This window comes from Paraburkholderia sp. OAS925, assembly GCF_040543975.1.
Lineage (GTDB): Bacteria > Pseudomonadota > Gammaproteobacteria > Burkholderiales > Burkholderiaceae > Paraburkholderia > Paraburkholderia graminis.
Genome location: NZ_JBEUNO010000001.1, coordinates 1212455 through 1235507 on the forward strand (window position 1 = coordinate 1212455; position 23053 = coordinate 1235507).

Annotated in this window: 16 protein-coding genes and 4 pseudogenes; 12 read left to right on the plus strand and 8 right to left on the minus strand. The window is 61.9% G+C overall.

The genetic code is table 11. From position 1 onward, the window contains the following. Window positions 1-3 precede the first annotated feature (3 nt). Window positions 4-375 (plus strand): response regulator, encoded by a 372-nt coding sequence (locus ABIE53_RS05295; protein ID WP_192700572.1) that lies wholly within the window; start codon window positions 4-6, stop codon window positions 373-375. A gap of 284 nt (window positions 376-659) precedes the next feature. Here ABIE53_RS05295 and ABIE53_RS05300 read toward each other — a convergent pair whose 3' ends face one another. After that, window positions 660-914, minus strand: a complete 255-nt coding sequence (locus ABIE53_RS05300) for a DUF378 domain-containing protein (RefSeq protein ID WP_192700573.1) — start codon at window positions 912-914, stop codon at window positions 660-662. A gap of 321 nt (window positions 915-1235) precedes the next feature. Here ABIE53_RS05300 and ABIE53_RS05305 point away from each other — a divergent pair, with 321 nt between their 5' ends. From ABIE53_RS05305 to ABIE53_RS05315, 3 genes are all read left to right on the plus strand, one after another. Beyond that, window positions 1236-2039: an alpha/beta fold hydrolase gene (locus ABIE53_RS05305; protein ID WP_192700574.1), complete on the plus strand. Its 804-nt coding sequence runs from the start codon at window positions 1236-1238 to the stop codon at window positions 2037-2039. Between the two features lie 2 nt (window positions 2040-2041). Continuing rightward, window positions 2042-3631: a hybrid sensor histidine kinase/response regulator gene (locus tag ABIE53_RS05310; protein WP_192700575.1), complete on the plus strand. Its 1590-nt coding sequence runs from the start codon at window positions 2042-2044 to the stop codon at window positions 3629-3631. 498 nt (window positions 3632-4129) lie between these two features. Continuing rightward, a complete protein-coding gene (locus ABIE53_RS05315) occupies window positions 4130-4321 on the plus strand; it encodes a hypothetical protein (protein ID WP_192700576.1) in 192 nt (63 codons plus the stop codon). A gap of 412 nt (window positions 4322-4733) precedes the next feature. Here the strand turns inward: ABIE53_RS05315 and ABIE53_RS05320 are convergent, their stop codons facing one another. Next, complete coding sequence (locus tag ABIE53_RS05320; protein ID WP_192700577.1) at window positions 4734-5171, minus strand: SET domain-containing protein; 438 nt, start codon at window positions 5169-5171, stop codon at window positions 4734-4736. 551 nt (window positions 5172-5722) lie between these two features. Here ABIE53_RS05320 and ABIE53_RS05330 point away from each other — a divergent pair. Further along, window positions 5723-6016, plus strand: a pseudogene (locus tag ABIE53_RS05330) (IS110 family transposase); the annotation flags it as partial. 696 nt (window positions 6017-6712) lie between these two features. On the opposite strand, the gene ABIE53_RS05335 reads toward ABIE53_RS05330, so the two are convergent. Beyond that, the gene (locus ABIE53_RS05335) at window positions 6713-7105 is read right to left on the minus strand and encodes a hypothetical protein (RefSeq protein ID WP_192700579.1); all 393 of its coding nucleotides are present in this window, start codon (window positions 7103-7105) and stop codon (window positions 6713-6715) included. A gap of 269 nt (window positions 7106-7374) precedes the next feature. Between ABIE53_RS05335 and ABIE53_RS05340 the strand changes: the two genes are divergently transcribed. The 4 genes and pseudogenes from ABIE53_RS05340 (at window position 7375) to ABIE53_RS05355 (ending at window position 13241) form a co-directional block, all read left to right on the plus strand. Next, entirely contained in the window at window positions 7375-9771 is a 2397-nt protein-coding gene (locus tag ABIE53_RS05340; protein WP_192700580.1) for a hybrid sensor histidine kinase/response regulator, read from the plus strand. Window positions 9772-9939: 168 nt separating this feature from the next. Then, window positions 9940-11271 (plus strand): annotated as a pseudogene (locus tag ABIE53_RS05345) (IS1182 family transposase); the annotation flags it as partial. Between the two features lie 383 nt (window positions 11272-11654). Further along, window positions 11655-12562, plus strand: a pseudogene (locus ABIE53_RS05350) (cation:dicarboxylate symporter family transporter); the annotation flags it as partial. 178 nt (window positions 12563-12740) lie between these two features. Then, window positions 12741-13241, plus strand: coding sequence for a hypothetical protein (locus ABIE53_RS05355; protein ID WP_376914768.1), 501 nt, complete (start codon window positions 12741-12743; stop codon window positions 13239-13241). Between the two features lie 165 nt (window positions 13242-13406). Here ABIE53_RS05355 and ABIE53_RS05360 read toward each other — a convergent pair whose 3' ends face one another. After that, the gene (locus ABIE53_RS05360) at window positions 13407-14000 is read right to left on the minus strand and encodes a hypothetical protein (RefSeq protein ID WP_192700099.1); all 594 of its coding nucleotides are present in this window, start codon (window positions 13998-14000) and stop codon (window positions 13407-13409) included. A 31-nt stretch (window positions 14001-14031) separates the two neighbouring features. After that, window positions 14032-14466, minus strand: coding sequence for a hypothetical protein (locus ABIE53_RS05365; RefSeq protein ID WP_376914771.1), 435 nt, complete (start codon window positions 14464-14466; stop codon window positions 14032-14034). A 930-nt stretch (window positions 14467-15396) separates the two neighbouring features. Between ABIE53_RS05365 and ABIE53_RS05375 the strand changes: the two are divergent. Next, window positions 15397-17782: pseudogene (locus ABIE53_RS05375) on the plus strand (two-partner secretion domain-containing protein). Between the two features lie 313 nt (window positions 17783-18095). Beyond that, window positions 18096-18827 carry a transporter substrate-binding domain-containing protein gene (locus ABIE53_RS05380; RefSeq protein WP_192700102.1) on the plus strand — a complete coding sequence of 244 codons (732 nt, stop codon included), beginning with the start codon at window positions 18096-18098 and terminating at the stop codon, window positions 18825-18827. A 204-nt stretch (window positions 18828-19031) separates the two neighbouring features. Here the strand turns inward: ABIE53_RS05380 and ABIE53_RS05385 are convergent, their stop codons facing one another. The 3 genes from ABIE53_RS05385 to ABIE53_RS05395 are packed head-to-tail and all read right to left on the minus strand — an operon-like array spanning window position 19032 to window position 21987. Beyond that, a complete protein-coding gene (locus tag ABIE53_RS05385) occupies window positions 19032-19391 on the minus strand; it encodes an NIPSNAP family protein (RefSeq protein ID WP_192700103.1) in 360 nt (119 codons plus the stop codon). After that, the gene (locus ABIE53_RS05390) at window positions 19388-21142 is read right to left on the minus strand and encodes an FAD-dependent oxidoreductase (protein WP_376914773.1); all 1755 of its coding nucleotides are present in this window, start codon (window positions 21140-21142) and stop codon (window positions 19388-19390) included. Before ABIE53_RS05390 ends, ABIE53_RS05385 begins: the two co-directional genes overlap by 4 nt. After that, window positions 21139-21987 carry an SDR family NAD(P)-dependent oxidoreductase gene (locus ABIE53_RS05395; protein WP_192700105.1) on the minus strand — a complete coding sequence of 283 codons (849 nt, stop codon included), beginning with the start codon at window positions 21985-21987 and terminating at the stop codon, window positions 21139-21141. Before ABIE53_RS05395 ends, ABIE53_RS05390 begins: the two co-directional genes overlap by 4 nt. A gap of 124 nt (window positions 21988-22111) precedes the next feature. On the opposite strand from ABIE53_RS05395, the gene ABIE53_RS05400 reads away from it, so the two are divergent. Next, complete coding sequence (locus ABIE53_RS05400; RefSeq protein WP_192700106.1) at window positions 22112-23044, plus strand: helix-turn-helix domain-containing protein; 933 nt, start codon at window positions 22112-22114, stop codon at window positions 23042-23044. Window positions 23045-23053 lie beyond the last annotated feature (9 nt).

A 23053-nucleotide genomic window follows, 5' to 3' on the forward strand; every position in this document is an offset into this window, starting at 1 on the left:
CCCATGACCGAGCTGGTCGGCTTGAAAGCGTTGGTAGTAGAGGACGAGGGCAGCGTGGCTTTGCTGATCGAGGACATGCTCGAATCGTTCGGGTGCGAGATCGCAGCTTCGTTGGCACACGTCGACCAGGCTTGCGACTTTGCCAGCAAGGAGATATTCGACTTCGCGGTGCTGGACATCAACCTGCATGGACGACCGGTATTTCCTGTCGCGCACATTCTGCGGGAGCGTCAGATTCCGTTCGTCTTCAGTACTGGATACGGGCGCAGCGGCGTGCCGGAGGAATTCGATGCTTCTTTCGTGCTAGCAAAGCCATTTGGAATTGCCGACCTGGAACGCGCCGTCTCCTCGGCACTCGCCGCGTCCGGCCAATAGCGCCGCGGGTGTCTGCGTCTGGCGCACGCCTGCGCGGGCTAACTGAAAAAATCCCGGTCAAACCTTCGCTTCGGGAAAGACAGCCCTCTTCACGGGTGAGCGAGCATTCGCCGCGGGCTCCCTCCTGCTCCCGGAGCGATGGACGGACGACAGCGCAGAACTGCAGCAGGCCGGTTACCTGGCGACCCTGGTAACAGGCGTCGGTATCGACGTGCCCAACGTGCTTGGCCAGTCACGTTAAAAGTGAACCGCGCCATGTGCGCGTTGTAAACTGCATCTGACACCTACGTGCTGGCAACGCGGCCGCTCTTCGGCGGCATGAAGGCTCGAACCAGGCAGTAGATACCCGAGATGCCGACAAGGACGTAGATTATGCGCGCGGGGACAGTTCCGCTGCCGAAGATGGCGGCCACTACGTCTAACTGGACGAGGCCGATGAGTCCCCAGTTGAGGGCGCCGATGATGACGAGCGCCCCGGCGATCCAGTCCACAGGTGTGCGGTGAACGTGAGCGGTGCCCAGCGATGGTGTGGTGGCCATGATTACCTCCGTGTGCATACGACGTTACAATTGACCGGTCTGAGCGGACCTACGGTTTTCGAGCAACGGACGTGCCGCCCGGCGTTCGCCTTCGCTAAATGCGTCGCCCATGTCCACTTCTCTCGCGAGTCCACCCTCGCCTGACTGCAGGTGAGCCGGCCGCGGGTCGGTCGGGCTCGGGAGCAGTGCCTACCCACGCCTCCTGTTCATCGCGGATCATGTCGCCCGGGAAAGCGCCGGAGACGTTGCTGTAAAAGATACGATTCGTCAGGCTCGTTTGTCTGACACTCGTGCGATTCCTGTTCTGGCGCGGAGCCCTAAGTGAACATCCATCAACGCAATAACGTGAATGTCATTGGTGAGGGCGCTAGAACCCTGGTGTTCGCACACGGCTTTGGCTGTGACCAGAACATGTGGCGGCGCCTCGTCCCCACTTTCAGCGACCGTTTCAGGATTGTGCTGTTCGACCTCGTTGGCTGCGGCCAGTCGGACCTGAGCGCGTATGACCGCGACAGGTACAGTAGCCTGCACGGGTACGCAGCCGATGTCCTTGAGATTGTCGCGGACGTAGCGGAAGGGCCCGTGATCTTCGTCGGCCATTCGGTCAGCGCGATAATCGGGCTGCTGGCCGAAATAGAGGCGCCCGACCGGTTCGCCGCCCAGATCATGATTGGGCCTTCGCCGTCGTACATCAATGACGGCGACTACATCGGCGGCTTCAGCCGCGAAGATATCGAGGGCCTACTCGAGACGATGGACGGCAACTACCTTGGATGGTCCAGCACGATGGCGCCGGCAATCATGGGCGCACCAGACCAGCCCGAACTTGGCGAAGAGTTGACGAACAGTTTCTGCCGCACCGATCCCGAGATTGCCTCGCACTTTGCGCGCGTTACTTTCCTTTCGGATCATCGCAACGATCTGCGTCGTATCGACAGTCCCGTCCTGCTGCTTCAGTGCAGCGACGACCTGATTGCCCCACGCCCGGTCGGAGACTATATGCACCGGGTCATGCGTAACAGCACGCTGCGAATCATCGAAAACGTCGGCCACTGCCCGCATCTGAGCGCGCCGGCCGCCAGTATCGACGCAATGGAAGAATTCCTGAAGCAGCTGGAGGGCTGACCATGACCGGCCCTCCCGACGATCTGACGTCGTGGCCTGAGCTGCCCGAATACGCACCTTGCGGACTGCTGGTCACTGAACCCGACGGCACCATCCGGCTGGTCAACGCGACGTTCTGCGCATGGACAGGCTACCGCGCAGCCGATCTGGTCCATGAGCGCCGTATCCAGGATCTTTTCACCGTGGGGGGACGCCTGTTCCACCACACCCACTGGCTCCCGCTGATGCAGATGCAGGGGTCTGCGGCGGAGGTGAAGTTCGACGTACTGCATCGTGAGGGTCACCGTGTGCCAATGCTGTTTAACGCGGTTGCGCGCCAGCGTGGAATGCGCGTCTATCATCAACTGGCGGTCGTCGTGGTCCATGACCGCCAGAAATATGAGCAGGAACTGCTGCTGGCCCGCAAGCGCGCCGAATCCGCGCTTGCGGAGCAGCAGAAGGCACAGCAGGCCCTCGCACGCAGCCGTGATGAGCTCGCGCAGGCTGATCGTCGCAAGGATGAGTTCCTCGCTACGCTGGGACATGAACTGCGTAATCCCCTTTCGTCCATGCACAATGTGCTGGCAATCCTGCGTCGCCAGTCATCGGGCGACACCGAAATGGACCGGATGCACGGCATGCTCGGGCGCCAGGTGGATTATGTGACCCGGCTCGTGAGCGATCTGCTCGACGTGTCGCGCATCGCTCAAGGAAAGCTGCAACTGCGCAGGCAACCCACGGAGCTGGCAAGCGTGGTGCGCGACGCGGTGGAAATGGTGCAGTCTTCCATCGACTCGGCGGCACAAAGTCTGACGGTTTCGGTGTGTCCTGAGCCGGTTGAGCTCGACGCAGATCCGGTCAGGCTTACGCAGGTCCTCTTCAATCTGCTGCATAACGCGTCCAAATACACGCCGCAAGGCGGGTGCATTTCCCTGTGCGTGGCTACTGATAGTGACTGCGCTGTAATCTCCGTTTGCGATTCCGGTGTTGGTATCGCAGCGGAGGAACTTCGCGCAGTGTTCGACATGTTTGCGCAAGTCCCAGGCTCGGCTGAGCGCTCCCAGGGTGGCCTGGGTATCGGGCTGGCACTCGTGCGCGGCCTGGTTGCCCTGCACGGCGGCACCATCGAAGCGCGCAGCGAAGGTCCTGGAAAGGGCAGCGAATTCGTCGTTCGAGTGCCGCTGGCCAATGACCGTACAAGGCGCGAGCCATTACCCCCAGCTCCCGAGGGACAGTCGCAGAAGACGCCTTGCCGTATCGTGGTGGTGGACGACAACCGGGACGCCGCGGAGAGCCTCGCCATGCTGCTGGAGCTGGAAGGCCATGACGTGCATATCGCGGGCAGTGGCCTCGCCGGGCTGGAGCTGGTGAGACATTGCGATGCGCAGGCCGTTCTGCTCGACATTGGACTGCCAGACATCGATGGCTACGAGGTTGCCCGGCGTATCCGGCAGCAGCCGTGGGGTACAAAGTTGCTGCTCGTAGCAGTGTCCGGGTGGGGCCAGGAGCGCGACAGGCAGGCAGCAATGGACGCAGGCTTTGACCGGCATCTTACAAAACCGGTTGACATCCACGAGCTTACGGCGCTGCTGCGGTGTCAAGGATCGGCGTAAAGGCGCCGGGGATGATCGCCATAATAGCGCCGCCTGGAATCAGAGCTGGCGCCCAGGTTTAGGCCCCTGCAATGGAACCGACGGCGAGCCGCTTTTGCCAGGCAATCCAGCCGGCAACAATGGATAGTGCCGCCATGACAAGCGGCGCCACCCGATGCCCGTATTCGCCGTGAACTATCAATGCTGCTGGAAGGCATCGACTGGCGGCAACCGACGACAAAAGCACGACCGACGGCGGCGTTGTAAGCGCCGTTGCTGCCGAGCATTCGTCGTAATCGCTTCGCTTTGCGTATCCTGCTGCTCGCTGCACTGCGTTAGTGCCGCCGAATCCCTCGCTCGTACCCGAACGGCTGACCTTCACCGCCTTTCGGGGCGCACGGCTTTCTGATTCTGAACAACGACAAGACGGACAGAACGAGGTGCTCGAACAGCACCGGCGTTCACGCGGCCGCAGTGTGGGCTGCTAGAATCGACTTCCCACCGCTTCCCGGATTCGCCATGCAATACCGCGTCGCCTACGAGCACAGCCTACGGAGCGCACCGGACGACTTCGTCGTCCACGTGCCGTCGCAGCTCGTGGATGACGTACCGGCGAACATCCCGCGCGCGCTGCTGCCCGAATACATCACAGACATGATTCTGAAGCGCTCATCGCAGATCGCCAAGATCCGCAATCTTCGCGTTCTTTGATGACTATCGAACGCCGCTAGCGGCAGCGAGTCGAACGCCGCTAGCGGCAGCGAGCATCGAAGAACGCGCGACCGCGCTACGACGAGCCGACCGCGGCTGCCGCGTCAGCGGGATAGTTCAAGGGCAGTCCCAGACGCAAACCCTCCTCACGTCGCCATCTAATGCGCGCTTACTCCTGGGCCCGCTCGCCGACATGCAGCCTTTGTTCCCATCGTCCTGATTGCCACTTGATCTGATGGAATCGGATTGCCGACTCCGCGCACCTATGAACAGATGGTGGCGAGGCAACGCTTATAGTCGACGTCGGCTCTGATGCAGATCACGTGCGCCCCAGAGGTCGCAATCCCGCAAGCGGATTCCATAGCGTTACCAGCGCTTCTCAACCCGATCCGGAGGTGTTGCCTTATGTTGCCTACGCACCTGCCAGCATCGTTCCCCGGCATCGACGGTGACCGCAGCGGCAGGCATACTGCGCCCGTATTGCAACTGAGGGGCTACCGTCTGTCGTCAGACCGTAGTCGATGAACAGCTCCTCGCCCGGCTGAATATTGGATACAGCCTGAATGTAGACCCTTCCATCATCCTCGACGGCCTCGCAGTTGGCGACACAGGCGTGGTTCAGCCAGCGCGCGCTGTTGCCGCCAAGAGAACCGTCGATGACGCAGCCGTTGGAAAGGCCAAAGAGGAACGTATGACCCTCCTCCCCGAACCGCCGATGGAGACTTATCGCGCGCTTCCAGCTCATCACGGTACCGGTGTACTCGAGGATAAGCTCGCCGGCGCATAGTGGCCGCAGCGCAAAGACGCCGCGACCGTGAACGCCTGACCGGCGGACAGAGATTCTTTTCATCGATGATCAAGACAGCGAATGTCGGAGTTGAACTACTGCTGGTAATGACTGGAGCAAAGATTGCGCCTTGCTTCTGTCACCCCGGATGGACGTTTGACAAACACTTTCGCCTGGTAGAATGGTCCATCATCCCCAATGGAAATTCAAGACGATGTCACGCTACAGAGAACTACTTGCTCAAAAAGAGCAGCTTGAGAAACTGATCGCTGAGGCGCGAGGGCAGGAAGCGGCGGCAGCGCTTGAAAAGGTACGCGCGACTGTTGCGGAGTTCGCATTTACGCCTGAGGACGTGTTCGGCAATCCTCGAAAAAAAACTCGCCGCGCGGCGGCAGCGAAGTACCGCAACCCTGAGACTGGCGATACGTGGAGCGGCCCGGGGGCGGGCACCACGATGGCTCAAGGATCAGGACCTCGATCGCTTCCGCATCACCGAATGACCCTGGCACAAAACGGCATTGCTATGGCACAGGCAGGACCAACCACCCGGACTCGTAGGAACGGTTTCCGGTCCCGGAACATATACAGGTTCAGCTAAGAATTGGGACGCGTGGCTTGATGAAACGGACCGCGTGGTCGCCAAAAGCGATTACCGAACGGCCCGGCAAAGATTCTGCCGTTTCTTGCCCCGCGGCGGGCCGAGCTGGCAGGCGTGGTAGTCGAATCCAGATACAACTGGTACTGGCTTGTCGACGGCCTGCAGGCGGCCGGTTTCGTGGTACATCTGGCCAACACCACGGCGATCAAAAAATACGACGGCCTCAAGCGCACCGGCGACCAGACCGACGCGCGCTACCTGGCTCACCTGCTGCCTGGCTCGCAAACGCATGCAACTGGTGCGCAGCCGCCTTTAGCCCCGAAGCCCGGCAGTTCTATGAGCGCAAGAAAGCGAACACTAATCCGGTGATCGCCCGCAACGTACTGGCCGACAAGCTCGCCCGTGCATGCTTCCACATGTTGAAGGAGCGAAAGCTATTTGATGTGACCCGCTGCTTCGCTTAAGCCTTACCACGACGACCGGCAAGCCCTGATCGTCGACTGGCGAGAAACCACCGCGATTGAATCGGATACCGTGCCGCCGTCCCCCCCGATGTGCAGAAAAGCGGACCGCCCCCCGAAACGCGAGCCAGACCTGGATTGGTGCTGGACGTTTGGCAAGCAGGAGTATTGTGCGAACGTGATGGAGACGTTGCGGCACCAAAGTTCTCCTGGGGTGGCAAAGCCACCAGGGCGACAGGCAACCGATGTACGCCGATCACTTGAGCCTGATGGGTGTCTGGCGCGATGCGTCGCAGCCATGAATCGAAAAATCGGGTGCGCTCGGTTACTGCATTCGGTCGGTAGCATAAGAATCGGCTGCTCACGCAGCCGAGGGTATTGTTTGCTCACTAGACACCGGGTCAGCTAATGGGTGTCGACGAATAAGATACTGACGCCGAGTGACTGTTCGTGGCCCGGGCCGCAGCGGCGGACACCTGCTGGCCAGCATCGAGTTTGGCAAGATGATGCGCGGTCATCTGGATAGTCTGCAGGGACTGCGCATGTCATGCCCGAGCATACTCAGAAGGGGTTGCGTGACCCGTCCACCTGTGGCTGCTGAAGAAACGCACCGACTCTGTTGGCGCCTGATCAATCGCTTCATTAAAGCTAACGATGTCGTCCAGTCCGGGCGGTTCGGCCCCGCCTTCATCCAGCCAGAGTCGAAGTGCAACAGCGCGCAGCGCACGGTATTCCGCGGACAGCTGGTTGATATCACAACTGTGCCGCGCACGCAGCATTGCATGGCTTTGCGCAGCCGTTTCGGGCGCCTGATCAGACTCGTGCGTCAGACCCTTCGACTTGCCGATTTGCGCCTGTCTCGCCTGCGGTGCGGAGAGATCCCTGGCGATCGCCTCCAAGATCTGCTGCGCATGGTCGCGCAAGTCAACGGATGACAAGCCCTCCGCGACAGGCAGTAATGTGGCGGCAAGGAATTCCCATTACGCAAGAATTATTTCCATTCTGAGCGAGATAAATTGCGACAGTCGCCTGGTTTTCCTTAGGCTATGGCCGCGACGGCGGTCCAACGCGTCAGCTTCGCACGCGATGAAAACACGGCCGGTGAACGTGGCCGTTCAGATACAGGCACCACGTAGGCGCAATTCTTGCTCCGCTCTTTCTTTTCCTCACGCCGCGCGCGACGGAGGACCACCATGATCATATACACATGAATGACGTTGACCCCCGAGCGGCAGAATTCAGCACCGTCTGGCTCCAGCTATGGGCTGAATCCACCGACGACTACTCCATCTTCGCGCTCTCGCCCGATGGCATTGTCCTGACGTGGAACCCCGGCGGCGAGCGCATCCAGGGTTACCGGTCCGAGGAAATTATAGGACAGGCATATTCTGTCCTGTTTGCCGAGTCCGACCGGGCTGCGGGTGCACCCGAGGCGGCGCTTCGGGTGGCGACGGAAACTGGACGCTATGAGACGGAGGGCTGGCGGGTGCGCAACGACGGAACGACGTTCTGGGCCAACGTCGTGATGACGGCGCTACGCGACAGCGAGGGCCAGCTGATCGGTTTCGGCAAGGTGATTCGCGACGTCAGCGACAAGAGGGCGGTTCACGACGCCGTGCTCAAGAGCGAACGAAACTTCCGCCTGCTGGTTCAGGGCGTCACCGACTATGCCATCTTCATGCTCTCGCCTGATGGGCACATCACGAGCTGGAACTCGGGAGCGCGGCGAATCAAGGGGTATACCGAGGGCGAGATCATCGGCTCGCACTTTTCGCGGTTTTACACCCCGGAGGATGTGGCTGCGGGTGTCCCCTTCAGGGGGCTGGACACAGCAAGGCGGGAGGGTCGTTTCGAGGCCGAAGGCTGGCGAGTACGTAGCGACGGCAGCCGTTTCTTCGCGCACGTGGTTATCGACGCCATCTACGAGGACGGCGAACTGGTCGGATTCGCGAAAATCACCAGGGACATCACTGAGCGACGGCGCGCGAACGAGCTTCTTGAGCAGACGCAGAGCGAATTGTTCCAGGCGCAGAAGATGGAAGCGCTCGGGAAACTGACGGGCGGGGTGGCACACGACTTCAACAATGTCCTCCAGGTACTGCGAGGCAACCTGGAACTGCTTGAAAGCAGGCATGGCCGCGATCACTGGAGCGCAGAGCGGCTGGGTAACGCGATCGACGCCGTCGATCGTGGCGCCAAGCTCGCGTCACAGCTGCTTGCCTTCGGTCGTCAGCAGCCTCTGGCCCCTCTCGTCATCAATCCTGCACGTCAGCTTCGCGCACTTGACGATCTTCTGCGACGGGCGCTGGGTGAGACGATCGCGATCGAGTCGGTCGTTGCCGGGGGCCTGTGGAATACCACCGTCGATCCGCATCAACTGGAAAACGTGATCCTGAATCTGGCAATCAATGCGCGCGACGCCATGCCCGACGGCGGCAAGCTCACTCTTGAGCTATCGAATGCCACGCTCGACGACGAATATGTGCTGGCATTCCCCGACGTCGCGGCTGGGCAGTATGTGATGCTGGCCGTGACAGACACCGGAGCCGGCATGGGCCCGGAAGTGATGGAACGTGCATTCGACCCGTTCTTCACCACCAAGCCGGAGGGTCAGGGCACGGGGCTAGGTCTGAGCATGGCCTACGGCTTTGTCAAGCAGAGCGGCGGCCACATCCGCCTGTACAGCGAGATCGGCGAGGGAACAACCGTCAGGATCTATCTGCCCCGGTCCACCGGGGTGGCGGTTGACACTACGCCAGCCACGCCCGGCCGACTGAAGCACGGCAACGAGACAATTCTCGTCGTTGAGGACGATCTGAAGGTCCAGTCGACCGTCGTCGAATTACTCTCCGGCCTCGGCTACGCGGTGCTCAGGGCCAATAACGCCGATCAGGCACTGACCATCGTGGCGAGCGGCGTGCACATCGATCTTCTGTTCACAGACGTGGTGATGCCAGGCGTGCTGCGCAGTCCGGAAATGGCTCGAAGGGCGGTTCAGATGTTGCCGGGTCTGAAGGTCCTTTTTACGTCGGGCTACACGCAGAACGCGATCGTGCATGGCGGGCGACTCGATCCGGGGGTAGAGCTGCTGAGCAAGCCATACAGCCGCCAGCAGCTCGCCGCCAAGGTGCGGCAGGTGCTCGGCAACAGCAATGGCGATGCGAGCGAGAGCGGTCCAGGCGGCGCCCGCCCTGGCGACGCGCACCTGTCAGCCGGAGGCGGGAACGGCCTGCGCATCCTGGTCGTGGATGACGACGTCGCGTCGCTTGACGCGACGTGCGAGTTGCTGATGCTGATCGGGATGCGTCCGCAGCCCGCGGCAAGCGCGGCGCAGGCGCTGAACGCGCTTGGCGGGAATGACTTTGACGTCCTGTTCACCGACGTCGTCATGCCAGACATGTCAGGCACCGAACTGGCGCGACGCGCGTCTGCCATCCGTCCGGAACTCAGGATTGTTTTTGCGTCGGGAAACGCTGTCCCGCATGACGAAGCGCTTGGCTTCGAATGGTCGGCGGTGCGTAAGCCCTTTACGCTTGATCAGCTGCGTGTTGCGCTGCAGCCCGCTGACGGGCGGCAGGCGAGCCGTCCCGCCGGTGATGGCTAATCCGGACGACTGGCACACAACAAGTAAATTGCCCACGGTCCCGTTAGCGCGTCGCATCCACGCGTCTTCGATGCCCAAGGATGATCGATGCATCGATCATCCTCAGACTGCTGACAAAGTACCCCCAAAGCCTGGCCACGCGCCGGGCTTTGTCGTTTAATGGGCGTCATGCTCAGGAAACCGACACCCATGCAGCACGAACTCGAGATGGTCACGCTCGAGGAGCTCGTGCCGAAGGCCCATCTGCTGCGCAAGACCGAGGCGGCGGTGGATTTGGAATTCATCCGCGAGAAGGTGGCGCACCTGTACTGCGCGGATAACGGGCGGCCCGCGCTCGATCCGGTGATGATGTTCCGGCTGCTGTTCATCGGCTACCTCTTCGGGGTGCGCAGCGAGCGCCAGCTCATGCGTGAGGTGCAGGTCAATGTCGCGTACCGGTGGTTTGCCCGCCTGCGGCTGACCGACCGGGTGCCTGACGCCTCGACGTTCTCGCAGAACCGGCGGCGCCGTTTTACCGACACGACGGTCTACCAGGAGATCTTCGACGCGATCGTTGAGCAGGCCATCGGGCGTGACATGGTCGAGGGCCGGGTGCTTTACACCGATAGCACGCACCTGAAGGCCAACGCCAACAAGCGCAAGTTCGATCTGGTCCAGCTTGAACAGACGCCCTCGGCGTATCTGGCCGAGCTCGATGCCGCGGTCGATGCGGACCGTGCCGCGCACGGTAAAAAGCCGCTTGCGCGTGATGGGCGCAAAGGCGGCGGCGACGATGCCGGGTCGGGTCCGGCTGCCGGCGGCGAGCACAAGGAAACGAAGATCAGCCGCACCGACCCGGACAGCGGCTACATGGTGCGCGACGACAAGCCCACGGGCTTCTTCTATCTGGATCACCGCACGGTCGACGCGCGCTATTCGATCATCACCGACACCCACGTGACGCCGGCCTCGGTGCACGACAGTCAGCCTTACCTGGCGCGTCTGGACCGGCAGCGCAGGCGCTTCGGATTCCATGTGCAGGCCGTGGGGCTGGACGCGGGTTACTTCACGCCGGCCATCTGTCAGGGGCTGGTGGATCGGGGCATCGACGGGGTGATGGGCTACCGCACGCCCAGCCACAAACCGGGGTTCTTCTACAGGAAGGACTATAAATACGACCGGTATCGCGAGGAGTACACCTGCCCGCAGGGACAGGTGCTGCGCTACAGCACCACGAACCGCGCGGGCTACCAGGAGTTCAGGTCCGACCCTGCGCGGTGCGGCGGCTGCGCGGTGCGCGGCCAGTGCACGGCGAGCGCCAATCATGTGAAGGTGCTGATCCGGCACGTGTGGGAGCGCGCGAAGGAGCGCGTCAATGCAAGGCGGCTGACCGACTGGGGCAAGGCGATCTACAAGCGGCGCAAGGAAACCGTGGAGCGCAGCTTCGCGGACGCCAAGCAGTTGCACGGGCATCGCTACGCGAGGATGCGCGGGCTGCGCAAGGTGGCTGAGCAGTGCCTGCGCCCGCGCCCCGCAGCGCGTTTTTACTGTTCTTCGCGCCTTTCTGGTCCGCAGCGTCACGGGCCATCGTGCGAATTCCTACGCCTGAAAAACAAAACCCCACGCTCCAAAAAACGTGGGGTTGGTCAGCAGTCTGCCGCCGCTGAAAGCGGCGTGATCGGTAGATTCCCGGAGTCGCGTCGACGAGCGCCGCGCCATCGCGAGACGCGACGTGCGCGTTGCGCGCCCGAACCGGACGAAGCCACCCGGGGTCACGACTTCCCTGAGCCGCGCTTCGCCGGCTGAGCACCCCCCCGCCCCTGCGCGTTACTGCGACGCATCACGATCGACGGCGCGCTTCCGTAGGGCACGTCGTCGAAGGATCTCTTTATCTGGATCCGTTTGTCGGCGCGCTGGTTCAGGGCGATATCCTTCCCGTGCTGCTGATCGCGATGCTGTTCGGCACCGTGCTCGCGCTGATGGGGGCGCCCGCCGCGCCGGTCACCCAACTGGTCGAGACACTTTCGAAAGCGTTCTTCCGCATTGTGCGGATGGTTACGAGTCTTGCGCCGATCGGCGCCTTCGGCGCGATGGCCTTTACGATCGGCCGATACGGCATCCTGTCGCTGGTGCCGATGCTCAAGCTCATCGGCGCGTTCTATCTCACCGCATTTCTGTTCGTGGCGGTCGGGCTCGGCCTCGTCGCGCGCCTGTGCGGCTTTAGTCTGTGGCGCTTTCTCGCCTACATTCGCGACGAATTGCTGATCGTGCTCGGCACCTCGACGTCCGAGCGGCCCTGCTGCAACTGATGGACAAGCTCGAACGGCTGGGTTGCCCGCGGGGCGTCGTCGGGCTCGTCGTGCCGACCGGTTACTCGTTCAACCTCGACGGCACCAACATCTACATGACGCTCGCCGTGCTGTTCCTCGCGCAGGCGACCAACACGCACTTGTCCTTCGCGCAAAAAATCACCTTGCTGCTCGTCACCATGTTGACCTCGAAGGGATCGACCGGCGTAACGGGCGCGGGTTTCATCACGCTCGCCGCGAGCCTGTCCGTCGTGCCGACGGTTCCCGTGAGCGCAATGGTGCTGATCTTCGGCATCGACCGCTTCATGTCCGAATGCCGGGCTTTGACCAATATCGTCGGCAATGGGGTGGCGGCGATCGTGGTGTCGGCGTGGGAAGGCGGGCTCGATCGAAACAAGCTCGAGACGGCGTTAGGCGGTGGAAAGCGGATGGAAGGCGGTTCGCGGTCGTCGGTGGTCAGAACGACGGCCGCTTTGGACCGCAAACCTGTTATCGACAAATGAGTTGATGTGGTGACCGCTTCGGGGCAAAAGGGATGGTCGCCTGGAGGTCCGGGTGATGGGTGGGGAGCTGGCTGAGCTTTCGGGTTGGGGCACGTCCGGTCATTCGACGCCACCGCCTAGATCGTGGACAATTTCCGTGTCCGTCTCCGGATAGCGAGTGGCGAATAAGGGAGAAGTAATGGGACACAAATTGGCCGATGAAGAGCTGGAATTGTACCGGCGAGTGGATGAAGTTCTGTTCTATGTTTGGGACCCGCTTGGCGTCGCAAACAGCCCGGCAGCACGCGACGAATATTACGGGTACCTGCCCATCGTTTTCTCAATGCTGCAGGGTGAGGGAGCGAATGTGTCGACAATCGCGGCATACCTTGACAACATCGCGAGCCTGCGAATGGGTCTGGATGCGAATCCAGAACATTCCAACCGCGTCGCCGAATTGCTGCTCGACTGGAAAACCGAAGTCCGAGCAATTTTGCACGGCCGAAGTAAGCCTCCGGACCAAAACAAGTCCTCAGCGTCGATGAGGACCAGTTTCCTCAAACGGGCCACAAGCGGTCGGTCGAGGTCGCCATCCAATTTGAGTACCCAAGGTCTCGTCCGTCCCCGCGCAATGGCCGGGTTCCGGCGAGCAAATTGGCAGTGGTATTGCCAAGGCGGCCAGTTTCTGCCGCTCGCCTGAATCGTAGGGCGGCCACTCGAACGGCCGGTGCACTCCGAGCCCAGCCACTCGCCGCCCTCGAATTAAAACCAACTCCAGCGGTCCCACAGCGCCCCGAACAACGGCAGTGCTAAGGTGCATGCCCGATTACCCGGGCATGCACACATTCGCAAAAGCGCCCGCTTACTACCGAAGCTCAGCGGTTTCCTGCATCGCCGACTGCATCTTCTGAACGGCGTCGAGCGTGGCTCGTTGACCGGCCAGTCCGAAATTGCGCTTGAATTCGCTGAACTCGGCATGGCCCGAGCCCGTAACTGCCTTCTTCGCCACGATCCTGCCGCTCGGGTCGGTCACGGTGCATTCGAGCTTCACCGTGAAGTCGGTCGGCGGCCAAGTGAGCAGGCTAGGCGAAGACGAGGTAGTCGTAATCGTCGGGGTCACGATGTAGCTCAGGTTTTTCGACCGCAAGGTCGCCGCGTCGGGCACAGTGTTCAGTTTGACGACGTCTTTGAAGACGTTGCTCAGTTCGAGATAGATCGGCAGTTCAAGATCCTGATAGGGCTTGTAGGCGACCTTGTCGCCGCCACCGCCCGGGGTGACGACTTCCTTGTTGCGCTCTTCGTCGGTGATAACGAGGCCGACCGTCTTGTCGATCGGCGCAACTGTCTTCGAAACGAGCGCGGCGTTGTCGCCCGAGATCGTGATGTCGTGCGCGCAACCCGACAGAAGCGCGATCACGCCGGCCGCGCATGCCGCGCGAAATACGTTGCTGAATGCCATGAAAAATTTCCTGATTGAAGTAATGGACGGATTAGCGGATGGCGCTGATGAACGCCGGATCGGAATAGAGTTCGCGGAGAAGCTTTTGCACGATCAGCGGATATTGCTGAGTAGCTCTCGGCACGGCGATCGCCGCCGCGAACGAGGAATCCCATTCGCTGCGCACGGTTTTCACTTGGTCGTAGCGCACGGCATCGTCGCGCTTGACGACGAAACGGGCCGCGATCGTCCCAGTAGCCGTGCCGATGCCAACATCGACATTGTTTTCGAGGAGTACTCCATCGAGCTCGACCGATGCCGACGGTGAAAGCGTGCCGGACAGCGTCAACTCCTGCGTAACTGCATTCGAAAGGTACTCCGCGAACGAATTCCCGACGGGCGAGCGCATCACGTTTGCGCGCACGGCTAACGGATAGCGATTGTTGCCCCCGTCCAGACTGCTGAAGTCGCCGATGCGCGCGTGCACGGGCGCTGCGCTCTTGAGCGTCTGGATATTTTCGACGGAAGGCGAATAAGGCGTCGCGACGACCGAACATGCAGCAAGCATGGTCAATGGCGCGAGTAAAGCAAGTATTCTCGGGTTGGTCATATTGTTCTGGTCATTGTGCTAGTGAAGATACTGAGGCCACGAATCGGTCTGCGGACCCTCTCGTTATATCGGCAGCAAGTTGGAGAATTTAAGGCGTCGGACGGAGATATCATTGCGATGTCGCATTCCGTCGCGTATGTCAGTGCGCGAATACTTGCCTACGCTGAACCCTTACATCACGATTGCGGATGTCAAGATACCAGTAAAGCCAGCTGAAGCTGCCTCACTAACGGAGACAGCTGACCGTTGGTTTTTGGCTGAGCACCCATCGACCGACGCGTGCAACCGAATGGCCATTGCAGCCAGGTAACTGCCATCGAAGCGTCGCTGGGTCGGGTGACCCTTGTGGGTCGGAGGCGGCCGACCGCGCGCAGGCTGAGTCGTGTTGGCAAGGGAATAGAAGTAGGCATATATCGGCAGTTGATGACGCTCTGTCCCGTTGTCGAACGTCGCGTTGTTGTTTCTGCCGGCGAAGACCTGTTCCGCTCGATCACGCCGCGTGTCGCCCCAAGTTGCATAATCAAGAGGGCCGTTCCCCTGAATTTGATATTGTGCAGTCCCGCGATGAATCCGGTCTTTGCGTCATGTGGATGCTGCGGTGATAGCACGGTCTCGCAGCAACCGACGCACGTGCGGCGCCAAGGTCCGACCTGGCTCCCGCGGGACCAGAGCGCAAACCGCTAACTTTTGACCGACTACTGCTGTGCCGCCTGCTAACCTTCGGATCAGTGGGGGTGCCGACGGGCCCGGAGTCAAGCGCGCTCGCTCGGGATGGTGAAGCCTTGATGCGCGGGGAAAGGGGGGCCTATGACCGTTGCAGCGCTAGCGCGTGGCACACGCGTACTCCATGATCGCCGGCGGTCGTTAGCCTGCCGGTGGGCCGGATTAGGAGTTACCGTCGCGGCGCTTCTTTACGGTCACGCGAGTGTGGCGGCAGGACCTCTGCCGCAGGGCGGCAGTTTTGTCGGCAGCACGGGCAGCATCGCTCAGAACGGCCGGAAGCTGAACATCACGCAGGCAGGCGGGCGTGGCATCATCAATTGGGACAGCTTTTCGATCGGCGTGGGGAACACCGTATCGATCAACAACGGCACGGGCGCGACGCTCAACCGTGTGACCGGCAGCGATGTTTCCGCGATCTACGGCGCGCTCAACGCGACGGGCAGTGTGTATCTCATCAACCCAAATGGCGTGCTGATCGGTCGAACGGGCGTGATTTCGACGGGTGGCCGCTTCCTGGCATCGACCCTCGACGTTTCCGACGACAGTTTCCTCAATCCGCGCACAATCGGCGGAACGGCCTACACTGGGAATTCGACGGCGAATGTCGTCAACCTCGGCAAGATCTCGTCGTCTGGCGGCGACGTTCTGCTTATATCGGCCAGCAAGGTCGTCAATGCAGGAAAGATTGATGCGCCAAACGGCAACGCGGAATCTGCCGTAGGGCGTCAAGTGGCGCTTGTTCGACAGCGCGTATCAGCAGCTTTCCGTCGATGTGGGAAGTGGCGGCACGATCAGAAACACCGGCACCGTCGAAGCGGCGACCATCAACCTTCAGGCGGCAGACGGCAACATCTTCGCGCTGGCCGGTCACTCGGGCGCGCTGCGCGCGACCGGCACGGCCACGCGCGACGGACACGTCTGGCTCGTCGCGGACACCACCACGAACTACCGCGTCAACACCGGCAACATCGATGCACGCGGCGCTCAGATCAGCGCTCGCAACGCGGACGGCAGCCGCGGCGTAGTCGATATGTCGGGTGGCAGCGTCAAGGTGGGCGGCGCAGATGTTCAGGCCAGACAGTGGAACATCACGACTGGGGATTTCACCGTCGATGCGCGCACCGCCGACACGCTCGGCGCCAGCCTGAGCCGCGGCGCGTCGGTCAACGTGCTCGCGAATGGTGCCGACGGCAAGCTGGGCGCGAACGGCAAAGGGAACATCGACGTGGAAGCGAGTCTGCGCTGGCGCGGAGACGCGTCGCTTGACCTCAATGCAGCGCACTCGCTGACCATCGCGCCGCGCGTGACCATCGCCAACATCGGCGCGGGGTCGCTTACGCTTTCTGCCGACAGCTATGGATTCGACAACGGCGGGAGCGTGATCAATCAGGGCACGCTCGACTGGTCGCGAAGCACCGGCATCGTAACGGCGCTGTACGACATCAACGGCACTTTCACACGCGGAACGGTAGTCACAAATCCGTCGTGGCAGGCCGCGCCGTTCAGTGGGCTGCTCACGCAATTCACGGCTTATCAGCTAATCGCGTCGCTGGACGACCTGCGCGCGGTGAACAACAACCTCGCGGGCAACTATGCGCTGGCTCCGCGCGGAATTGAATTCGTCGATGCGGGCGAGTTCGGCGGCATCGGCTCCGCCGACCATCCGTTCACCGGCCAGTTCGACGGCATGGGCCATCTGCCGGCCGATCTTCATCTCGCCACCAATGCCGGAATGTTCAACGTGATCGGCCAGGATGGGGTGGTGCGCAACTTCACGCTGGCAGACGGCACGGGGACGTCTTCCTCGGGCCCCGTAGGTTTGCTCGCGGCAGTCAATTACGGGACGCTGATCAATGTCGGCGCGACAGGCATCATCACGTCGACGGGCAACGCTAACTCGGTGATCGGCGGGCTGGTCGGCGAGAATTTCGGCAACATCGAGCGGTCGTGGGCGGGTGTGAACATCACCGGTACGGGTGAACTGGGCGGGCTGGTCGGGCGCAACGACGGGCACATCGATCGTTCGTATTCGCTCAACTCGATGACAGCCGGTGCGCCGAGCACATTTGGCGGCCTGGTCGGCACCAACAATGGCGACATCGTTCGTTCTTACGCCTTCGCGTTCCAGATGAGCGGCGGCACGACGGTCGGCGGACTGATTGGCAACAATACCGGCCGCATTGAGCAGTCGTACGCGTATGCGAAGCTCACGCCGGACGGCAACGCGACAGCGGGCGGCATCGCGGGCAACAATAGCGGCAGCATCGCCAAGGACGTCTTCTGGAACAGCGAGTCGTCGGGCGCGCAAGCCGGCGTCGGTTCGGGCACGGCGGTGGCCAGTTCGAGCGGTCTCACCGACCTGGAGTTGCGCGACCCTGCGAGCTTCGGGCCGACATGGGACTTCGCTGCCAACGGCACTTGGGTGTCAGGATATTTCGGGCCGTCGCTGCGCTGGCCCACGCAACCGTGACGTCGTGTAACTGGTGACCTGGCTGCTGATGAGCGTGTCAGCCAGGCCTACCTCGGTTGCGGGATTTCGGCCATCACAGCATCGTCAACGACCGCACGTATCGTAAAGATGCAGTTTTGCCGATGCGAGCCTCATGGACCGTTCCGGGTCGCGAAAACGACCGTGGACGCCAGCGGAGTGCGGCGGGTGTCACCTTGGTACGCGAATCGCATAGGGCACGGTTCGGTCAAAAGGTGACATCCGCGTATGCAAGTAGAATCGTCAACAATCGGCTCCAGCGTTTGATGGCCGTTCTGTTTCACGAGAACCAGCGATGAAGGTAACGATTGCGTACATCGAAGAACCTCCGTTCGGTTGGACGGAAGAAGACGGCACCGCGACTGGCGCGGATATTGACCTGGCCGAAGCAGTTCTTCGAGCGATCGGGATCACATGGATCGAGCATCACCCGACGACGTTCAGTGAACTTCTACCCGGCGTTGAAACCGGCCGGTGGGACATGAATGCTCCGCTGTTTGTCACGCCTGACCGTGCCAATCTGGTCGCGTTCAGCGTGCCAGTGTGGGCGATAGGAGATGGGTTCATGGTTCGGGCTGGGAATCCGAAAGCGCTGATCAGTTATGCGTCTCTCGCCAAATGCGACGATGCGCGCCTTGGCATCATTGCCGGACAGGTGCAACACGACTCGGCGAGAGCATCAGGCGTCCGTGAGGATCAGATAGCAACCTTCGAGCATCAGGCCGATGCGATTGAGGCAGTTCGCTCGGGGGCGATCGACGCGTATGCGAGCACAGCCTTGGGAAACCGCATACTGGCGGATCGTATCGGAGGTTCGATCTTTGAGTCCGTGGAGCACAAACCGGAAACGAACGGCAAGCAACAAGAGGTTCCATCCGGAGCGTTCTCGTTTGGCAGACGAAACAACGATCTGCGCAATGCGGTGAACGCGCAGCTTCGTTCATATCTTGGCTCGCGAGAGCATCGCGCTCGCATGGCGAAATTCGGGCTGACAGGCAATGAGATCGATCCCGTTCTCGCTCTTTGAGGTGGGACGGGCTTCGGCCATGAAGAGACGTTCGACTGTGCTGGCCAGATCGTCAACGATCGCCCGTCCCCCACGCCGACACGATCCACGATGCTTGTTTGCCTGCACACCGCATCCGACGCACTGTCGTTCGAGTGTTCGAGTTTCTGCGGCAATCAGAGGACGGAGCAGTCTGATTCTGGGCTCTAGCTAACAGCAAAGTCCTCAAGCATCGGCGCACTCTGCGACACGAGCCAGCGCGGCGGCACGGATGAGCCGTGTCTCCTGTGCCACGATCAGATGGCCCGACGCCTTGAGATAGGCCGGGAAATCCGGATGCGTATCGCGTGCAAAGCAACGTCGTTCGTAGTCCGCCAGATCGTCATACCCCCACAGGTGGGTGAACTGGTTCTGCGGTCCGACGAGACTTGTCCAGAAGCCGAGCGGATGTCCAAGCGTCTCGCGCAGGATCGGCATCGCGAGCCTGTCGAATACGTCGAGAAACTCGGGCATCTTGCGCAGCGCGATGGTGTAGATCCGGAAATCCACCAGGGGCTTTGCCAGAAACAAGGGCTGGGTATTCATGCGTACTCTTTCTCTCTGTGAGTCACCGCTTTGGAGGCAATCGCGTTGCCGGTGACATAGCCGAACGTCATGTTGGGCCCATGAGTGATGCCGGCGCCCGGGTAGTTGCCGCCCATTACGCTGCGCCGGTCATTGCCGACCGCATAAAGGCCGTCGATCTGGCTGCCGTCGGCGCGCAGCACCTCGCCGGTGACGCTGGTCCTGAGGCCGTCGAACGTGCCCAGATCGCCCATCACGACCTTCACCGCATAGAATGGGCCGGTCGCGATCGGCGCAACACAAGGATTGGGCTTGTGGTCCGGATCGGCGAGATAGCGGTTGAACGAGGTGCTGCCGCGCTGGAACGCCGGGTCTACTCCGCGCTCGGCGTCGCGATTGTAGGCAGAGACCGTCTTCTCGAGCGCCTCCGAAGCAATCCCGCAATTGCGCGCCAGGTCGCCCAACGTCTCCCCCTTGACGAGATAGCCTTTGCGTAGCAACGGCCCCACCGGCATGGGCGCGGGCTTCGCATAGCCGAGTCCATACTTGCCGAGCGCGACCTTATCGCAGATCAGCCACATTGCCGTCTCCCGTTCACCTTCGCAGGCGCGCATCAGCGCCGCGCCAACGTCGTGGTAGGAGTTCGATTCGTTGGTGAAACGCCGGCCGTTCTTCAGCACGCCGATCACGCCGGGTTTGTAGCGGTCGAGCAGGTGCGGGAATACGCCGGTGCGGCCCTTGCCGAAAGGCACCTTCGAGACCGGCATCCAGGCCGACGCATCGTCGAAGCCGAGCGCCACGGCCCCCCCGATCTTTTCCGCCATGTTCAGCCCGTCGCCCGTATTGCCCACGGGAGTAGGCGAGAGATGCTCCCCGCCACGCTTCACATGCGGATAGACCTGCGCGATGCGCTTGAGATCATGCGGAAAGCCGCCGCAAGCCAGCACAACGCCGTGCCTCGCGGTGATCCGCAGGTCGCCGTCCGCTGCGCTCGCGCGCACGCCGACTACCTTGCCGTCCTCGCACAGCAGTTCCTCCACGAGCGTCGAGGTGTGGATCGGAATGTCGAGCGCCAGCGCTGACTTTGCGAGCCTCGCGGCAAGTGCGTTGCCGCTCGTTACGTTGATCCCCCGCCGGTAGAGCGCCAGTTCCTTGACGTGCGTAGCCAGACGCCTGGCTACGTAGAAAAACGAAACAATCGACTTCGTCGCGCGAAAAAAGTGCTTGAGGTCCGCGTTCGAGGAATTGAACATCATTCCCATGAAGGTAATCGTCTCGAGCGGCGGCTTGAGACGGCGCATGTCCTTGTCGAGCCCGCGAATGTCATATGGCGCGGCGAGGATCGAGCGGCCGATGTCGACGCCGCCACGCGCATCCGGGTGATAGTCCGGATAGAGCGTTGGCACGAACTTCATCTCGGTCTCCCGCTCGAAAAACTCGACCATCTTCGGTCCGTTCTCGATAAAGCATTCGACCGCGGCCGCATCGTAGTTGCTGCCGGTCTCGCTCATCATGTATTCGCGCACACGCTCGACGGTGTCAGCCGGATTCTGCTGCCGGCCATACTTGCTCAGCGGAATCCACAAGACTCCGCCGGACAGCGCGGTGGTACCACCGAACACGGGCTCCTTTTCGAGCACGATGACATCGAGGCCGCGCTTGCGTGCAGTGATCGCGGTGGCGAGGCCCGCGGCACCCGATCCGACCACGATCAGATCGCAAGGGATCTCCTTGACCATATCCACTCTCCTTGTCGTTATGGTGGTGCTCACGCGGCCGCCGGGGTGGCGTTGAAGCCGGGGCGCGGGACCATGTCCATCAACATGCAATCGAGCCCGCCGTCGACCAGCACCTCCGCGCCATTGACGTAGGCAGCCAGGTCGGAGGCGAGGAACAGGGCGGGGCCGGCGAGGTCTTCCGGCTCGCCGATGCGGCGGCTCGCGGTGGCGGCGGCGCGGCGAGCCTCGAAGCCGGGCTCCTCGTAGAACTTCGCGGACAGCGCGGTGCGGATCATGCCGGGCAGTACGCAGTTGCTGCGCACCCCGCGAGGGCCCCATTCCGCTGCCAACTGACGCGACAGCAGCAGCACGCCCGCCTTGCTCGGGCTGTACGAACCGCTATTGGTCTGCGGATTGAGTGCCGCAATCGAGGCAACGTGAACGATGCTACCTTTCCCTGCCGCCAGCATGTCGGCCCCGAAAGCTCGAGCACACAGTAGATAGCCGGTCAGGTTCACGGCGATGGCCTGGTTCCAATCCGCGATCGACACCGTGTCGAGGGGTCCGGCTCGCAGCAGCCCCGCATTGTTGACGAGCACGCTGGCCGGGCCGAGCGCTGCACGAACCGCGCCGGCAGCCTTGGCAACCGAGGCTTCGTCCGACACGTCGCAGCGGATCGCCTGCGCCACCGCACCGGCGTGCCGGAGTTCGGCGGCGACAGCTTCGGCGCCGCCAATATTCCGGTCCACCAGCGCCACATGTGCTCCGACGCTGGCGAACGCGCGCGCGATACCGGCGCCGATGCCACTGCCCGCACCCGTGACCACGCAGACCTTTCCGTCCAGGGTCAGCGAGTAAGGGGCCGGCGCGGCGGCGCTAATTTCAAGCTCCTGTCTCATGTAGTTATCCCTTCTGAAATTTTCGATGCGATTTCGGTAGCGGAAATCCGCATGGCCATTGAACGCCCACGGCGCCTATGGAACAATGGACAGAGATCACATAGAGCAGGACATAACGTGCATCATGGCCAATGACACACAGCGCCGACGGACCGTTCTGCATTTCTCGCTCTACGGCGCGGAAGCTGACGAATCCTGGGTCGACATGGTCCATCACGAACGCATTCCCCTGCGTGCCGGCCGTTTCGACTTCGACATCAAGCCGCACGTCCATGACGCGCTGATCCAGGTGCTCTACGTCACCGCCGGGGGCGGCGAAACGTTCATCGACGGCAAGAACTGGGCGGTCGTTGCGCCATGCCTGATCGTCGTACCAGCGCGCTCGGTTCACGGCTTTCATTTTCGCAGCGACGTCGACGGTCACGTCATCACTGCCGCGCAGTCCGCACTGGAATCGCTGGCGATGGCGGCCGCGCCGGAGCTGCTGGAATTCATCCGCGCACCGACAGTGCTGTCGGTCGATCCCGTGGTCGAGCGTGGCACGTCTCTAGGCGACCTATTCGAGTCGATCGGGCGCGAGGCGGAGAGCCACGAGCGCTGGCAGTTCACCGCGGGCGCGGCACTGACGATTGCCTTGTTCGTCAAGATCGGGCGCCTCAGCGAGAGCGCCCGGCTTTCAACCAGTTCCGAGCAACGGACCATGGCCGGGCGGATCGAGCGTTTCCGCGCGTTGCTCGACCGCCATTGCCGTGAGCGGCGCCCGGTCGGCAGCTATGCCGACGAGATGGGCGTGAGCACCGGCCAGCTCTCGCGCATCTGCCGCGCGACCTTCGGAGTCTCGGCAATCGAGGCAATCGATGCGCGCTCGATCCATGAAGCCAAGCGGCTGCTCGGCTATTCGACGCTCAGCGTGAAGCAGATCGCCAGTGAACTGGGCTTTCAGGACGAGGCCTATTTCGGTCGCTTCTTCCGCAAGCAGACCGGGCTGCGGCCAACCGAATACCGTTCCGCGGCGCATGATCGATCCGTGCCGTCCGACAAGGGAAGCGCGGGTTGACTCGACCGC

Excerpts from the sequence above, each read along its gene's own strand:
- ABIE53_RS05400 (WP_192700106.1), top strand. The coding sequence starts at position 22,112 with ATGGCCAATGACACACAGCGCCGACGGACCGTTCTGCATTTCTCGCTC.
- ABIE53_RS05395 (WP_192700105.1), bottom strand. The coding sequence starts at position 21,987 with ATGAGACAGGAGCTTGAAATTAGCGCCGCCGCGCCGGCCCCTTACTCG.
- ABIE53_RS05385 (WP_192700103.1), bottom strand. The coding sequence starts at position 19,391 with ATGAATACCCAGCCCTTGTTTCTGGCAAAGCCCCTGGTGGATTTCCGG.
- ABIE53_RS05360 (WP_192700099.1), bottom strand. The coding sequence starts at position 14,000 with ATGGCATTCAGCAACGTATTTCGCGCGGCATGCGCGGCCGGCGTGATC.
- ABIE53_RS05380 (WP_192700102.1), top strand. The coding sequence starts at position 18,096 with ATGAAGGTAACGATTGCGTACATCGAAGAACCTCCGTTCGGTTGGACG.
- ABIE53_RS05355 (WP_376914768.1), top strand. The coding sequence starts at position 12,741 with ATGGGACACAAATTGGCCGATGAAGAGCTGGAATTGTACCGGCGAGTG.
- ABIE53_RS05315 (WP_192700576.1), top strand. The coding sequence starts at position 4,130 with ATGCAATACCGCGTCGCCTACGAGCACAGCCTACGGAGCGCACCGGAC.
- ABIE53_RS05340 (WP_192700580.1), top strand. The coding sequence starts at position 7,375 with ATGAATGACGTTGACCCCCGAGCGGCAGAATTCAGCACCGTCTGGCTC.
- ABIE53_RS05320 (WP_192700577.1), bottom strand. The coding sequence starts at position 5,171 with ATGAAAAGAATCTCTGTCCGCCGGTCAGGCGTTCACGGTCGCGGCGTC.
- ABIE53_RS05295 (WP_192700572.1), top strand. The coding sequence starts at position 4 with ATGACCGAGCTGGTCGGCTTGAAAGCGTTGGTAGTAGAGGACGAGGGC.
- ABIE53_RS05300 (WP_192700573.1), bottom strand. The coding sequence starts at position 914 with ATGGCCACCACACCATCGCTGGGCACCGCTCACGTTCACCGCACACCT.
- ABIE53_RS05310 (WP_192700575.1), top strand. The coding sequence starts at position 2,042 with ATGACCGGCCCTCCCGACGATCTGACGTCGTGGCCTGAGCTGCCCGAA.